The organism is Shewanella loihica PV-4, assembly GCF_000016065.1.
Classification (GTDB): Bacteria; Pseudomonadota; Gammaproteobacteria; order Enterobacterales; family Shewanellaceae; genus Shewanella; species Shewanella loihica.
Genome location: NC_009092.1, coordinates 2714330 through 2728323, shown reverse-complemented (window position 1 = coordinate 2728323; position 13994 = coordinate 2714330). Strand labels below are relative to the sequence as shown.

Below are 13994 nucleotides of genomic sequence, written 5' to 3'. Positions count from 1 at the left end.
GGACGTTGACCATGTTCGAGATTTTATCAATTAAAGGCACGATCAACTTCCTGCGTCACGCCGTAGCTATCAGTGCGCTATCACTCATCTTAGTGATCGGCTCTCTGGCTTCACTGGCAGTTAATGGAATAAACTGGGGTCTGGATTTCACCGGCGGTACCGTCGTTGAGATGGAGTTTAAGAACCCTGTCGATCTGAATCAGCTGCGCGCAGCCCTGACCTCAGACGAGACAGATGGCGCCGTGGTGCAGAACTTTGGTTCAAGCCGCGACGTGCTGATCCGTCTGCCTGTTAAAGAAGGCGTGAAGAGCGACCTACAGGTTGCGCATGTGATGGAGGCCGCAGCTAAAGTCGATCCAGGTGTGAGCCAGAAACGTGTCGAGTTTGTTGGTCCTCAGGTGGGTAAAGAGCTCGCCGAGCAGGGCGGCCTGGCCGTCTTGGTGGCGCTGATCTGTATCCTTATCTACGTCTCTTTCCGTTTCGAATGGCGTCTGGCCCTCGGTTCGGTGGCGGCATTGGCGCACGACGTGATCATCACGCTCGGTGTGTTCTCACTGTTCCAGCTGGAGTTCGACCTGACGGTGCTGGCGGGTGTGCTGACGGTAGTAGGTTACTCGCTCAACGATACTATCGTTGTGTTTGACCGTATCCGTGAGAACTTCCTCAAGATGCGTAAGGGCACCCCTGAAGAGGTGGTAAACAACTCTATTACCCAAACCATGAGCCGTACCATCATCACCACAGGTACTACCCTGGTGGTGGTTGTGGCCTTGTTCCTCAAGGGGGGCACCATGATCCACGGCTTCGCGACAGCCTTGCTGATGGGTATCTTCGTGGGTACTTTTTCCTCTATCTATGTGGCGAGTTTCCTGGCTGTAAAACTAGGGATCAACCGCGAACATATGATGCCTGTTGAAATAGAAAAAGAGGGCGCGGATCAGGATGCATTGATGCCGTAGGCACAAGCTGCCCGACCAGTGTTATGAAAAAGCCACGATTTCGTGGCTTTTTTATTGCCAATTTGGCCGGATCCCGACTCGACAAAATGTAAGTTTTAAGGCTAGGATGTTCAGCGATTAATCAATACACCTGATAATTTGCCAAAAAGAGCAAGCGTTGTAGGGGATAAAGATGGAAGAGCGCAGTAAGTTGGTGGCCGGTGGTAACTTGTTACAGGCCCATGCTTGGAAAGGGATGTTGGAGGCCTGCGGTATCGGGGTCGAACTGCGAGGCGAGGCCTTGCTAGGTGGGATCGGCGAGTTGCCGGTGGATCTACAGGATGTCGAGCTGTGGGTGGCCGAGTCTCAGTATGAGGCGGCCAGGGCGCAGCTTGAGACCCTAAACAGTGAGAGTCCCAAGTGGCAATGCGTCAAATGCCACGAGATGAATGAAGGTAACTTTGAGCTCTGCTGGCATTGCAGCGCCGAGCGTAGCGAGCAGCTTAGCTAGTAGTGCTTGCCGCTCGCAGAGGCTTACTTTACTCTTGTCTTATCCTTAGTCGAGACAAGTCATTTAATCGATGCAATATTTTCCCATTTTCGCCCAGGCCGATGGGCTGAAGATCCTGATGATAGGCGCAGGCATTGTCGCCAGCCGCAAACTTGAGTTGCTGAGCCGCACCCAGGCCCATATTCGGGTGATCGCTCCAGATGTCTGCGACGCCGTGATGGCCATGGCAAACCAGGGGCAGATCGCCCTGGAGCAGAGATTCGCCGAACTCGACGACCTCGAAGGGATAGATCTGCTCTATATGGCCACCAGTGACGAGCCTCTCAATCGTCAGTTTGCCCTGCAGGCCAAGGCGCTGGGGCTCTGGGTCAATGTGGTCGATGCCCCCAAGCTCTGTAACTTCATCACCCCCGCCATCGTCGACAGGGGCCGCTTACAGGTCGCTATCAGCACCAGTGGCGCCGCCCCCGTGTTTGCCCGCGAGCTTAGGGCTCGTTTGGAGACCTGGCTGCCATCATCCTTGAGTGAACTGTTCGATTTCATCGCCGATAAACGCACCGAGGTGCAGCATCGGCTGCCGGCGTTTGAGCAGCGTAAGCTGTTTTGGGAGCAGTTCTTCCGCCTCAATGGCGACAGATTCGATGAGCGCACGGATAACTATTTCGAGCAGGCGTTCGGTACGCTTTCGGGCAGTGGCGAGCTCTTGCTGCTCGAGGCCCACACGCCAATCGATCTGCTGCCCCTGGCCGCCGTGCCTATGATGCAGCGTCTCGACTGGCTATGTAGTGACTTAGCGCTGCCAGAGCGTCTGTCTGAGTTGGTGCGCCGCGACGCCGGGCGTCAGCCCATGTTACCGCTCAGTGAGTTATCAGCCAGGTTAGACAAGGGCGAGCGGGTGATGGTCTACGCCGAAACCGAGACCATAGTTCAGCTGGTGGCCCATTTCCCCATGGCGAAACACCTGCGCCCGGGCGCACTGTAACGCATCTCTTGCTCAAAGGGCGCCTAATTAGGGTAAACTAGGCGCTTTATTGTTAACGACTGAGCATTATGGCGCCCAAAGCAACCGTTTATAAAGTACAGCTGCAGATTGCCGACATGGATCGTGGCTACTATCAAGATCATTCCCTCACGCTGTCACAGCACCCATCCGAAACCGATGCCCGCATGATGGTCAGGCTGCTGGCCTTTGTCCTGAACGCCAGTGATACTCTGGCCTTTAGCAAGGGGCTGTGCGTCGAGGGAGAGCCCGAGTTGTGGCAGAAATCCTTGAGCGACGAGATAGAGCTGTGGATCGAGTTTGGTCAGAGCGATGAGAAGTGGTTGAGGAAGGCCAGTAGCCGCGCCGATAGGGTGTTGCTCTACACCTATGGCGGCCGCGCTGTGCCTATCTGGTGGCAGCAAAATGAGCAGGCCCTCAGCCGTTATCAGAACCTTGCTGTGTGGAACCTGCCCGAAGAGCAGGTGAAGGCGATGGGCGATATAGTCAGTCGCAACATGAGCCTGCAATATAATATCAGCGAGGGAGAGGTGTGGCTCTCCAACGATAGCGGCAGCGTGCATATTACCCCTGAGCAGCTAAAGGGATAAGACGCTTCGGCGTTGAGTGCTAAAACGATTGGTGTTGTGAGCGACACAGAAACCGGCATAAAAAAACCAGTCTTGCGACTGGTTTTTTACTTTGGGGGATGTTACTGGAGTGTTTAGGCTTCTTCGGGTAACTCTTCTTCGCCGCGGCCCTTAGTCTTCACTATGATGAGTGCGGTAATGACCAAGGTCGATACCACACCGGCAATGGTAGAAACCGTCATAGGTAGGCCTGCACCTAAGGTGGCAGAGTTCAGCAGGAAGCTAATAACCACTGTGGTCATGAACATGGCTGGTACGGTACAGATCCAGTGCAGCTTGTTATGACGTAGCAGGTATGCAGAAGCGGTCCAAAGCATCATCACGGCTGTGGTCTGGTTAGCCACACCGAAGTAACGCCAGATCACCCCGAAGTCGACCTGAGTCAGAATCGCACCAATCACAAACAGTGGGATAGCCAGCACCAGACGCTTAGGCAATGCAGTCTGTGGCATCTTGAAGAACTCAGACAAGATCAGACGTGCAGAGCGGAATGCGGTATCGCCAGAGGTGATAGGGAGAACAATCACACCTAGGATAGCCATGAATCCACCCACAGCGCCTAGCAGGCCAGTAGAAGCTTCATACACAACGTTTGCAGGGTTGCCCGCCATGCCGGCATTCAGGCCTTCTACGCCGCCGAAGAATGACAGGGCGATAGCACACCAGATCAGGGCGATAATACCTTCACCTATCATGGCACCGTAGAACACGAAGCGTCCGTTAGATTCATTCTCGACGCAGCGAGCCATCAGCGGTGACTGAGTGGCGTGGAAGCCAGATACGGCGCCACAGGCGATGGTGATGAACAGGGCAGGCCAGAGTGGCATGTCGTTAGGGTTCAGGTTAGACAGGAAGTCACCGGCGCTGAAACCTGGCAGCAGGGTGTGCTCGCTAGAGACGATCAGTGCTATGGTCAGACCCACAGACATGAACAGCAGCAGGGCGCCGAAGAAGGGATAGAGGCGACCAATGATTTTGTCGACCGGCACGATGGTGGCGATCAGATAGTAGGTGAAGATGATGCCGAGGAACAGGCTAACGTCCCAACCGGTCAACTTGCCGAGCAGTCCAGCAGGCGCAGAGATGAAGACCACGCCCACGAGCAGTAGGAGTATGATGGCAAACACGTTCATGAAGTGCTTGGCGCTGTTGCCCAGGTACTTACCGGCAAGGTTTGGCACAGACTGGCCATTGTTGCGTACCGACAGCATGCCAGAGAAGTAGTCATGCACCGCACCGGCGAAGATACAACCGATCACGATCCACAGCATGGCGGCAGGACCATAGAGGGCACCTAAGATAGGGCCGAAGATGGGGCCGACACCTGCAATGTTCAGCAGCTGGATCAGGTAAACCTTACCTTTTGACATAGGCACATAGTCGACGCCGTCTGTCTTGGTAAAGGCGGGGGTTTGGCGAGCGGTATTGATACCGAACACCTTCTCAACAAACTTACCGTAGATGAAGTATCCGCCGAGTAGCAGGCCGACACACATTAGAAACCACATCATAATTAGTACTCCCATTTAAAGTTAACAAGAGTGTAACCTGTCGGCAATTTAAGGAAACCGACATTTAGGTGAGTGGTCGAATAAGCAGATTAAGCGGTAAAATCGAGCCAGTAACTGTATTAGTGAAAGCCGAAGAGCTGTTTTATCGGTTTCAGGAAGCGGCGGGAGACGGGAACCGTCTTCCCCGAGTGGGTCAGGACCTCGGCGCCGTTTTCTAAGATAACGATCTCGCTGATCGCCTGGGGTGAGACCAGATACTGCTTGTGGCAGCGCACCAGATCCGTCTTCTCTTCCAGCACCTTGAGAGTCAGATGAGTGTGCACCTGCTCCTGCGCCGTGGTGACATGTATGCCGCTGAGATCGCTAAAGGCAAACTCCACCTCTTCGACGTTGATCACCTTGAGACGGTTACCGCAGTAGCAGGGGACATGTTCGAGCTGGGTGGGCAGCACGGCGTCGAGTGGCACCTGGCGCAAGTCCCGGCGCACCCTGGATATGGTGGTGGCCAGGCGTGCCTCGTCCACGGGTTTGAGCAGATAGTCGAAGGCATGATTGTCGAAGGCCTTGATGGCGTATTCATCGAAGGCGGTGACAAACACCACCCTGGGCATGCTGTCGGGATCCAACATGGCCACCATTTCGAGCCCGCTTATCTTGGGCATCTGGATATCGACGAAGATCAGCTGCGGCTTGAGCTTGCCTATGGCCTGCATCCCCTCGATGGCGTTGCTGCATTGGCCTATCACCTCGAGCTCGGGATAGATCTTGAGTTGGTCGTTGAGGGCTTCACGGGCAAAGGGTTCATCGTCGATAATTAAGCAAGTGATCACGCTGTGGGTTCCGTCTGTGCCACATCATTTAGCGGCAGGGTAATAATGACTTGAGTAAAACGGTCCTTCTCGCAGTTGATCTTAACGCCATAGTGGGGGCCAAACAGGCTCTGGATCCGCTTATGGACGATGGACATACCTAATCCTGAGGTGTCTGCATTGAGCTCTTCCCGATACAGACCTGCATTATCTTTTACTTCCAATATTAATAAATCTTGCTCGGCTCTGCCACTGACCCAGATTTCCCCGGGCTCCAGCAGGTGTGAGGTACCATGCTTTACCGCATTCTCTATGATGGGCTGCAGGGTAAAGGCCGGTAGGCGGTACTGGTGCAGCGTTGCTGGAATGTCGATATGCACGCTGAGCTTATCGATAAATCTCGCTTTCTCTATGGTGAGGTAGGCGTCGATATGTTCCAGCTCATCGCTGAGGGTCACCAGGCCTGTGGTGCGCTTGAGGTTGATGCGCAAAAACTGCGACAGGTGTTGGAGCAGTTGCCTCGCCATCAGGGGATCCTTGCCTATGATGGCGGCGATGGTATTGAGCGCGTTAAACAGGAAATGGGGATTAACTTGCGCCTGCAGCAGCTTGAGCTCCGCCTGAGTCAGCAGGCTCTGTTGCAGCTCGTAGCGGCCGTAGAGGATCTGGTTACTCATCAGCCTGGCGATCCCTTCACCCAGCGTGCGGTTGATGTTGAGAAACAGCTTATTCTTGGGCTCATAGAGTTTGATGGTGCCTATCACCTCAGACTCGCACCTCAGTGGGATCACCAGGCTGGAGCCGAGGCGACACTGGGGCGAGATGGAGCAGGCATAGGGGGTCTCCACACCGTCGGCGAACATGACACAGTTCTGCTCTATGGCATCTTGGGTGATCTTTGAGGAGATGGGGGTGCCGGGAATATGGTGGTCGTCACCGATGCCGATAAACGCCAGCAGCTTCTCCCTATCGGTAATGGCCACCGCGCCGACGTTAGTCTCCTCTAGGATGATCTGCGCCACCTTAGTGCTGCCCTCCTGATCGAACCCCTTGGAGAGGATCCCCACGCTGCGCTCGGCAATCTTAAGTGCCTTGGTGGAGAAGGCAGAGGAGAGCTTGTCGAACATGGTCTTCTGATCCCGCACCATGCTCATAAAGAGGGCGGCGCCTATGGAGTTGACCGTCAACATGGGCAGAGCTATCTGTTTCACCAGGGCTAGGGCATCACCATAGGGCTTGGCGATGGCCAGGATCAGCGCCATCTGTAGCATCTCGGCCGAGAAGGTGACTAGGGCGACCAGCAGCGGCGCATAGACCATCTCGCTGCGATTTTGCTTACGCAGGTAAAAGCCGACTATGCCCGCCGATAGGCCCTCTAACGTGGTGGAGATGGCACAGGCCAAGTCGGTAAAGCCGCCCATGCTGTATCTGTGCAGGCCGCCGGTTAGGCCCACCAAAAAGCCGGTAACCGGTCCGCCTAACAGGCCGCCGAGCACGGCGCCCATGGCGCGGGTATTGGCGATGGCATCGTTGGTCTGCTCACCAAAATAGGTGGCCATGATGCAGAAACCCGAGAAGATAAGATAGATGTAGATCTTATGGGGCAGACGGGTTGCCGTCTCGGCAAATAGCTTAAACAGCGGCGTCTTACTCAGCAGGTACACTATGACCAGGTAGAGGCACATCTGTTGGGTGAGCAGGAGGATTAAAGGCATAGAAACTTGGGTACTCGTGTGGGAGAGGCCTTAGTGATCCTCAGCATAGCACTGGCGCTGGTTTTAGGACAAGGGCGGGCTTTGGGCTCGGGATCAAAGTTTCTGCTACCGAGATAGGTTATAAAGAGACATCTATTTTATATCTTTTAGGAAGAGTATGTCAGATTCAATTCATGGCCATCAGGTGATGGAACTTATGTTGTCCTTGGGCCGCGCAATATCTAAGGGGGAGCTGACTCAGCTTATGCATAAGGAGTTTGGTGAGCAGGCTCGTTATCATACTTGCTCGGCCAGCGAGATGGATGCCCAGGAGCTGATCGCGTTTCTCGAGCGCAAGGGTAAGTTTACCGAGTCGGCCGAGGGGATAGCCACCGCAGCCGATCGTATCTGTAATCACTAACGACTAGTCATCAACGAATAGTCACTAACTTATTAGTCCTGGCTGAGCTCTATTAGCACCTCTAGCTCGGCCTTAGATTTGCTGGCGAACTCGGTGATCATCATACGGATCAGTCGCGACTTGGCGACCTTGCTCTCCTTCGCCAGCGTATTGAGCTGGGCTATGCTGGTCTCGGTCAAGGTGAAGGTGGCGTGGCGAAAGATGCGACTCGCCTGTTTCTTCTGATTGACCGTGGTGTTGGTTTTGCGCGATTTCTTGACGCGATTGGCAAGGCTCGGCTGACCAAACGCATAGTTGTTGGCATCCTCGATAAAATCTTCAACCGACAATTTCTTGCGAGGTTTGGATTTACGACGTTTAAGATCAGTTAAGCTCATAGGAATTTTCTGGTGGTATCGCAAACAGTTCATCGGCGATAGCACGTATCTCGGCGGCGGCTTTTCCATCCGGTTCGATTTCGATGACCGACGATCCCTGTTCTTCACTGTCATCGTAGACGTTGCGGCTAAAGGTTACCGCGTCAAGCACCCTCAGCCCAAATGACTCAACCACCTCTTTGGCCTCCAATATGCGTTTATATTGGCTGGGCAGCGCTGGGCATTGTGTCATCACCACGGTAGCAACCATCTTAGGGTTGACCATCTTACAGGTACTGAGCATATCTTCCATATGGGGGAGGGTCTTGAGATCGCGCCGCTTTGGCCTGAGTGGCAGCACCACATAGGTGGCTACCGACATGGCCGCACGCATTGCCAGGTTATCCTGACCGCCACAGTCGACGATCACATAGTCAAATCTTTGGTCTAACCCAAGCAGATCATTACGAATTTTACCGTACAGTTGGATACAGTTGATCGCAGGCAGGCTGGCATCTTCGTTCCGGGCCTGGATCCAGTCAGAGGTGGTGCGCTGGGGATCGCAGTCGACCATCAATACGTTGGCATTGAATTTTTGAGTGATATGTACGGCGATATTCTGGGCCAGGCAACTCTTGCCCGCGCCGCCTTTCTCACCCCCAACAAGCAGAATCATAGCGTGTCTCCCTCAAGCATTGGCACTGATTTATGTCGCAGAACTTGTGCTGTTTAGTATAGAACAGAGTTATGGATACTGCCTGAACTCCCGTTTTTAGTTCACTGAAAAGCCTAAATAATTTGCATCGCAACTTGGAAACGGTGTGGGGCACATTCGCTGCAGCGACACACCTGAGCCTTGATGCTGTTTTGTTTATCTGTGTTGGGATTGAAGGTCACTGTGAGCAGCTCGCCCAGGGTAAAGGCCTGCTTGTATTCAATTAGCACACCACGACGTGCCAGATCCATACAGATAGCATCATCTGTGTGCACCACGCCTAAGCCATCTGTCCATGAGATCAGTATGCGTTCGGCTTCCATGTCAACCCGCAGGGATTGACGGCGTTCTTCAAAATCTTCGTGGCTTTGATCCATCAGAGTATTCCTTGCTGTTAGAGATAGGGGTAAAGCCCTTTAAACGTAGCACAGTTTATGAGGGAAATAATAGTTATAACAACATGAATAACGGTTAGTTATTTGCAGGCGAGCTAATGGGGTAAACCGACTAGCGAGGAGCTATGAGGAGTGAATAGGTGAGCAGTAACGCTTGGGGAGTCTATGTCTGCCGAGTCAGGCATTTATTGATAAGAGGGGCGGCGCTTACCGTCTTAATAGCATACCGTCTTAATAGCTTACCGCCCCATAACTTGCTGGCCATTGCCTGCCTAGAGCTCACTGGCTCTTAAACAGGCTAGTGGTCGTCCTCTTTACGAGGATAGGGGAGTTTTAGCTGACCCCAGCGGATCACGATAACCGTGCTGGCGAGCACCAGGGTAGATACTGAGATAGCCAGAATGCGCCAGTCTTCCATTCCCTTCATATCGAGAATCAGATAACGGGCCAAAGCGACGATGGCGATATAGAGCGGCATCCGCACCGGCAACTTACCCGACTCGGCGTAGTTGGCCACCATGGCCAGCACCTCGAGATAGATGAAGAGTAGCAGCAGATCAGCCAGCGCCACCTCTCCCATCTTGATGATGTGCGCTATCTCTTGCCCTATGGCCACTATGGTGGCAATGGCGATGATAATTAAAACAAAATGTTCTATTGCTTTGAGGCTTTTAGAGCCATATTGCGTGTAGAGTTTTCCCATAAATAGCGCTCAATTGTGTTTTTATAGATGGTAACAAGTATTGAGCGCTACGCCAGCGTCTGGGTGTGATGCTTTTCACAATCTGACGCTTTAGCCTCTGTTAGGCGCCTAGCCCGGTCTGCCATCTACCCTTGGCGTGAGCAAAATAGGGGCATAGCAGATAACGAAAGTGCCGAAGGCAAAGATCCAGGCGACCAGTGCGATGGTTAGCCAGAGCATAAACTGCGCCGGGAACAGGCTGGCCAAGACGCGGGTGATGGTCGAGATGAGGATCAGCGCAAAAGCGCCCGTCATCACCTTAGGTGGCAAGAGGTTACGACCCGTGTGACCTAACGAGACCCTGGCCATCATCGCCAGGATCATGCCGCCGAGTCCCCCCACCGTCATGGCATGCAGACCGGCGGAGACGCTGGCCCCGACTGCGATCAGCAGTAGACCCACAGGGATGCAGAGATAACTCAGATGTAGCGACCAGAGCAGTGGCACGCCAAAGGTCGATTGCACGCCCCAGCGGGACCAGCGCACCAGTAGGGTGATCCCGGCCACGGCGGCGCAGAGCATTATTGCAAGAGACTGACCGATAAGCATGGCGATAAAGAGTGCCATCAGGCTGACGAAGGTGAGCTTTTCCAGCCAGGAGATGTTGTCCAGTCGCTGCCACTGTGTGGCTCTGTCGGTGAAGAAGGGGATCACCCGACCGCCGATGAGGGCCACTATGGTCACCATCAAGATGGTGGCGCCGTGAAAGGCATGGGACACCAGCAGACTGTTCTGGCTGCTGACGCCGTAGTAACTCAGGGCGTTGGCCACAGTAAGCAACAGCAGGATGGGGATGAAGGCAAAGTTGCGCCACTGTTTGACGGCGATCACCTGTCTCGCCAGTACCAGCGCGGCCGCCGGCGCGAACAGCAGATCCAGCATGGCCACGACCTCGAAGCTGCCCCACTGATTATTCGCGAGCAAGATGCGCGGCGCCAGCCAAAGCAGGAAGAGGGCACCCAGTGGCCAGCCCTTGATGCTCTTCTGACCTGTCCAGGTTTGCGATGCGGTTAACAGGAAGCCTGCCACAATCGCCATCACGAAGCCGAATAACATCTCATGGCCGTGCCACCACAGCGGATTCCCATGGGGGGTAAAGCCGAGACGACCGGTGAGAAAGCTGCCCCAAAGCGCCAAGGCGACTAGGCTGAACAGGGCGCCAAACAGGAAGAAGGGACGAAATCCCAAACGCAGCAGGGCGAGTTTGGGTTGGAGGTGGGCGGGTTCGTCTATGTTAAGCATACGCGTCTCAATAAATATCCGAGTAATTATGTCGGATATTATAAGGTGTAATTTATATGCATGTAAATAAGCGCAGCTCGTTTTTAATTAATCAGGATTGAATCAGGGCACCGGCTTTGAATGGAGGCGGCTTCTTCATCTAGCATTTTTCGTGTAGCGGTTTTTAACTTGATATGGCTTGATGAAACCGTGCAACGGCCTATGGCTGAAATCAGGATATGAAGTGGAGAAAAGCGTTATTCAAAGTCTCTAAAAAAAGACCATATAGATAGGTTATAAACAACAGGCATAAAAAAACCGCCATGAAGGCGGTCTTTAGCGTGCGATGCTGTTTAATCCGGGGGTTAACGCTTTAGGGCATCGCTCAGCAGAGGGCGGAAGCTCTTCACCATGGCAACAGTCGCCTTAGGGCTACCAGCGATGATGTTGCCTGAACCCATGTAGCCATGGTTACCGGTAAAGTCGGTGACGGTACCGCCGGCTTCGCGGACGATCAGGTCGCCAGCAGCGATATCCCAAGGCTTGAGACCGATCTCGAAGAAGGCGTCCATACGACCCGCTGCTACGTAAGCCAGATCTAGGGCGGCTGAACCTGCACGGCGCAGATCGGCACATTGGCTAAAGGTAGAAGCAAAAAGTTTCATGTAAGTTTCAGTGTGTTGCTTCGCCTTGAAGGGGAAACCTGTACCCACGATGGCCTCATCGAGATCGCTCGCCTTGCTTACGCGAATACGGAAATCGTTTAGTTTGGCGCCTTTACCGCGCACAGCAGTGAACAGCTCGTCACGAACAGGATCGTAGACGACGGCAACTTCTGTCTTGCCTTTGTGTTGTACGGCGATAGATACCGCGAAATGAGGGATGCCTCTAACAAAGTTGTTAGTGCCATCCAGAGGATCGACAATCCACATGTAGTCGCTGTTTTGGCCCTTGTTCTCACCATTTTCTTCACCAACTATGGTGTGGTCCGGGTACGACTTGCGGATTTGATATGTAATGGCAGCTTCTGCTTCTTTATCTACGTTAGTCACGTAGTCATTGATACCTTTTGCGCTAACTTCTACACGGTCGAGTTCGGTATAGGCACGCATAATTGTTTGGCCGGCGGCGCGAGCGGCGCGCACGGCGATGGTCTGCATCGGATGCATTACAATCCCCTGGATGTTAAAGAACAGATATAAATAATCGGCGCGTATTATACGCTTTTCAATCGTTATATCAAATATAGATTTTTATATTAAGGGATCCCCTTGCGCTGTGATACCATCAATTCACTGTTCTATAGAAAGAAATCAAACTTGTTTCATGCTTAGCAATATTCGTGTCGTTCTCGTAGGAACCACTCATCCAGGTAATATAGGTTCAACCGCCCGTGCCATGAAAACCATGGGCCTTTCCACGCTTTATCTCGCCGAGCCCAAGGTGGCACCCGATGGCCAGTCTGTAGCCCTTGCCGCCGGGGCGTCGGATATCCTTAAACATGCGGTGACCGTCGATTGTCTGGAAGATGCCATCGCAGACTGCAGCCTGGTGATCGCCACCAGTGCTCGCAGCCGCACCCTGGACTGGCCCATGTTGGATCCCCGTCAGGCGGGTGAGAAACTCGCCGGCGCCGCCGTTAACGGCCCAGTAGCCATCGTCTTTGGCCGCGAGAGTAACGGTCTGAGCAACGACGAACTGCAAAAGTGCAACTATCATGTGACCATACCGGCCAATCCTGAGTACACCTCGCTTAATCTGGCCCAGGCGGTGCAGATCATCTGTTATGAGGCGCGTGTTGCGCACCTCGCCATGGATCCCGAGACGGTAGAAGAGCAGGCGTATCCCCTGGCCAAGGAGCAGGAAAACTTCTTCGTTCACCTGGAGAAGACCCTGTTGTCGACCGGATTTATTATCAAGCAACATCCGGGGCAGGTGATGACTAAGCTCAGACGTCTCTTTAGCCGGGCGAGAATCGAGAGTCAGGAGATGAACATCCTCCGAGGTATCCTGACCTCGGTGGATAAGAAGGTTGAATTGGCACAGCAGGCCACACAAGACGCACAGTCAACGAAGGAAGAATAGAGCCATGGGCGTGATTTCCAGAATTAAAGATGACATAGCCTCCATCTATCACAGAGACCCGGCGGCAAACGGTACCCTAGAGATCCTGCTCAACTACCCTGGTATGCAGGCGATTTGGATCCACCGTGTCAGCCATAAGCTTTGGAAGGCCAAGTGGTGTCTCACCGCGCGCATGATCTCAACTTTCTCCCGTTGGCTGACCGGGGTGGAGATCCATCCTGGTGCCACCATAGGCGACCGTTTCTTTATCGACCACGGCATGGGTGTGGTGATAGGGGAGACCGCCGAGATAGGCAACGATTGTACCCTATACCATGGCGTGACCCTGGGGGGAACGACCTGGCAGGCGGGTAAACGTCACCCGACCCTGGGCAACAATGTAGTAGTGGGCGCAGGCGCTAAGATCTTGGGGCCGATCACCATGCACGATGGGGCGCGTGTCGGCTCTAACTCTGTGGTGGTCAAAGAGGTACCTAAAGATACTACTGTGGTGGGGATCCCCGCCCGTGAGGTGGCCAGACCCAGCGAAGAGGCCAAGGAGCATGTTCAGCGCCGCACCGAGATGGCCAAGAAATATGGCTTCGATGCCTACGCGGTATCGCCCGATAATCCAGACCCTGTGGCCAATGCCATCGGCAAGATGCTGGATCATATGCACCTGATGGATTCTAAGGTGCAAGAGGTGTGTCAGGCCGTGCAGAGCATGGGCGGCAGCGTCTGTACCGAGCGCCTTCCCGAGCTTGAAGTGGGTGAGTTTAGCGACGCCGAGCAGGCCGCGGCCGAGAAGCGCCAGCAGGCGATAGATGAGTTTGATCCCATTATTTAATAAAGAGTGAGATTTATTGCCCTCTGAGCGTTGAATCTTTGCCTTGAAACAGGTTAAATACCCCAGCAACGAAGCAGGGTATTTCCTGTTTCCGATAACGTCCTTAATACCTGACTAATCTGCTAGGTTTTATACTTGACT

At 53.7% G+C, this 13994-nt stretch carries 16 protein-coding genes; 7 read left to right on the top strand and 9 right to left on the bottom strand.

Annotated elements, in window-relative coordinates; genetic code table 11:
- Positions 1-11: 11 nt before the first annotated feature.
- The 4 genes from secF (at position 12) to SHEW_RS12060 (ending at position 3039) form a co-directional block, all read left to right on the top strand.
- On the top strand, positions 12-959 hold the full coding sequence (gene secF / locus SHEW_RS12075; protein WP_011866131.1) for a protein translocase subunit SecF: 948 nt from the start codon (positions 12-14) through the stop codon (positions 957-959).
- A 172-nt stretch (positions 960-1131) separates the two neighbouring features.
- The gene (locus tag SHEW_RS12070) at positions 1132-1449 is read left to right on the top strand and encodes a putative signal transducing protein (protein WP_011866130.1); all 318 of its coding nucleotides are present in this window, start codon (positions 1132-1134) and stop codon (positions 1447-1449) included.
- A gap of 70 nt (positions 1450-1519) precedes the next feature.
- Entirely contained in the window at positions 1520-2431 is a 912-nt protein-coding gene (locus tag SHEW_RS12065; RefSeq protein ID WP_011866129.1) for a precorrin-2 dehydrogenase/sirohydrochlorin ferrochelatase family protein, read from the top strand.
- Between the two features lie 68 nt (positions 2432-2499).
- Positions 2500-3039: a YaeQ family protein gene (locus tag SHEW_RS12060; RefSeq protein ID WP_011866128.1), complete on the top strand. Its 540-nt coding sequence runs from the start codon at positions 2500-2502 to the stop codon at positions 3037-3039.
- 113 nt (positions 3040-3152) lie between these two features.
- On the opposite strand, the gene SHEW_RS12055 is transcribed toward SHEW_RS12060, so the two are convergent.
- The 3 genes from SHEW_RS12055 to SHEW_RS12045 form a co-directional block, all read right to left on the bottom strand.
- A complete protein-coding gene (locus SHEW_RS12055) occupies positions 3153-4589 on the bottom strand; it encodes a carbon starvation CstA family protein (RefSeq protein ID WP_011866127.1) in 1437 nt (478 codons plus the stop codon).
- A 119-nt stretch (positions 4590-4708) separates the two neighbouring features.
- On the bottom strand, positions 4709-5419 hold the full coding sequence (gene btsR / locus SHEW_RS12050) for a two-component system response regulator BtsR (RefSeq protein WP_011866126.1): 711 nt from the start codon (positions 5417-5419) through the stop codon (positions 4709-4711).
- Complete coding sequence (locus tag SHEW_RS12045; RefSeq protein ID WP_011866125.1) at positions 5416-7113, bottom strand: sensor histidine kinase; 1698 nt, start codon at positions 7111-7113, stop codon at positions 5416-5418. Before SHEW_RS12045 ends, btsR begins: the two co-directional genes overlap by 4 nt.
- A gap of 157 nt (positions 7114-7270) precedes the next feature.
- On the opposite strand from SHEW_RS12045, the gene SHEW_RS12040 reads away from it, so the two are divergent.
- The gene (locus SHEW_RS12040) at positions 7271-7513 is read left to right on the top strand and encodes a YecH family metal-binding protein (RefSeq protein ID WP_041406649.1); all 243 of its coding nucleotides are present in this window, start codon (positions 7271-7273) and stop codon (positions 7511-7513) included.
- Positions 7514-7545: 32 nt separating this feature from the next.
- Here the strand turns inward: SHEW_RS12040 and SHEW_RS12035 are convergent, their stop codons facing one another.
- From SHEW_RS12035 to suhB, 6 genes are all read right to left on the bottom strand, one after another.
- A complete protein-coding gene (locus SHEW_RS12035) occupies positions 7546-7890 on the bottom strand; it encodes a hypothetical protein (RefSeq protein WP_011866123.1) in 345 nt (114 codons plus the stop codon).
- A complete protein-coding gene (locus SHEW_RS12030) occupies positions 7877-8545 on the bottom strand; it encodes an AAA family ATPase (protein WP_011866122.1) in 669 nt (222 codons plus the stop codon). Before SHEW_RS12030 ends, SHEW_RS12035 begins: the two co-directional genes overlap by 14 nt.
- 113 nt (positions 8546-8658) lie before the next feature.
- Complete coding sequence (locus tag SHEW_RS12025; protein WP_011866121.1) at positions 8659-8961, bottom strand: PilZ domain-containing protein; 303 nt, start codon at positions 8959-8961, stop codon at positions 8659-8661.
- 316 nt (positions 8962-9277) lie between these two features.
- Positions 9278-9682 carry a phosphate-starvation-inducible protein PsiE gene (locus SHEW_RS12020; protein WP_011866120.1) on the bottom strand — a complete coding sequence of 135 codons (405 nt, stop codon included), beginning with the start codon at positions 9680-9682 and terminating at the stop codon, positions 9278-9280.
- Positions 9683-9790: 108 nt separating this feature from the next.
- The gene (locus SHEW_RS12015; protein WP_011866119.1) at positions 9791-10963 is read right to left on the bottom strand and encodes an NnrS family protein; all 1173 of its coding nucleotides are present in this window, start codon (positions 10961-10963) and stop codon (positions 9791-9793) included.
- 344 nt (positions 10964-11307) lie between these two features.
- Positions 11308-12111: an inositol-1-monophosphatase gene (gene suhB, locus SHEW_RS12010; RefSeq protein WP_011866118.1), complete on the bottom strand. Its 804-nt coding sequence runs from the start codon at positions 12109-12111 to the stop codon at positions 11308-11310.
- Positions 12112-12268: 157 nt separating this feature from the next.
- Between suhB and trmJ the strand changes: the two genes are divergently transcribed.
- Together trmJ and cysE are read left to right on the top strand one after the other, a co-directional pair.
- Entirely contained in the window at positions 12269-13027 is a 759-nt protein-coding gene (trmJ, locus tag SHEW_RS12005) for a tRNA (cytosine(32)/uridine(32)-2'-O)-methyltransferase TrmJ (protein WP_011866117.1), read from the top strand.
- Positions 13028-13031: 4 nt separating this feature from the next.
- Positions 13032-13853 carry a serine O-acetyltransferase gene (gene cysE, locus SHEW_RS12000; RefSeq protein ID WP_011866116.1) on the top strand — a complete coding sequence of 274 codons (822 nt, stop codon included), beginning with the start codon at positions 13032-13034 and terminating at the stop codon, positions 13851-13853.
- Positions 13854-13994: the final 141 nt, after the last annotated feature.

Coding starts and splice junctions, on each gene's coding strand:
- SHEW_RS12015 (WP_011866119.1), bottom strand. CDS start 10,963: ATGCTTAACATAGACGAACCCGCCCACCTCCAACCCAAACTCGCCCTG.
- SHEW_RS12065 (WP_011866129.1), top strand. CDS start 1,520: ATGCAATATTTTCCCATTTTCGCCCAGGCCGATGGGCTGAAGATCCTG.
- SHEW_RS12020 (WP_011866120.1), bottom strand. CDS start 9,682: ATGGGAAAACTCTACACGCAATATGGCTCTAAAAGCCTCAAAGCAATA.
- SHEW_RS12055 (WP_011866127.1), bottom strand. CDS start 4,589: ATGATGTGGTTTCTAATGTGTGTCGGCCTGCTACTCGGCGGATACTTC.
- SHEW_RS12040 (WP_041406649.1), top strand. CDS start 7,271: ATGTCAGATTCAATTCATGGCCATCAGGTGATGGAACTTATGTTGTCC.
- cysE (WP_011866116.1), top strand. CDS start 13,032: ATGGGCGTGATTTCCAGAATTAAAGATGACATAGCCTCCATCTATCAC.
- trmJ (WP_011866117.1), top strand. CDS start 12,269: ATGCTTAGCAATATTCGTGTCGTTCTCGTAGGAACCACTCATCCAGGT.
- suhB (WP_011866118.1), bottom strand. CDS start 12,111: ATGCATCCGATGCAGACCATCGCCGTGCGCGCCGCTCGCGCCGCCGGC.
- SHEW_RS12035 (WP_011866123.1), bottom strand. CDS start 7,890: ATGAGCTTAACTGATCTTAAACGTCGTAAATCCAAACCTCGCAAGAAA.
- SHEW_RS12060 (WP_011866128.1), top strand. CDS start 2,500: ATGGCGCCCAAAGCAACCGTTTATAAAGTACAGCTGCAGATTGCCGAC.
- SHEW_RS12025 (WP_011866121.1), bottom strand. CDS start 8,961: ATGGATCAAAGCCACGAAGATTTTGAAGAACGCCGTCAATCCCTGCGG.
- secF (WP_011866131.1), top strand. CDS start 12: ATGTTCGAGATTTTATCAATTAAAGGCACGATCAACTTCCTGCGTCAC.
- SHEW_RS12070 (WP_011866130.1), top strand. CDS start 1,132: ATGGAAGAGCGCAGTAAGTTGGTGGCCGGTGGTAACTTGTTACAGGCC.
- SHEW_RS12045 (WP_011866125.1), bottom strand. CDS start 7,113: ATGCCTTTAATCCTCCTGCTCACCCAACAGATGTGCCTCTACCTGGTC.
- SHEW_RS12030 (WP_011866122.1), bottom strand. CDS start 8,545: ATGATTCTGCTTGTTGGGGGTGAGAAAGGCGGCGCGGGCAAGAGTTGC.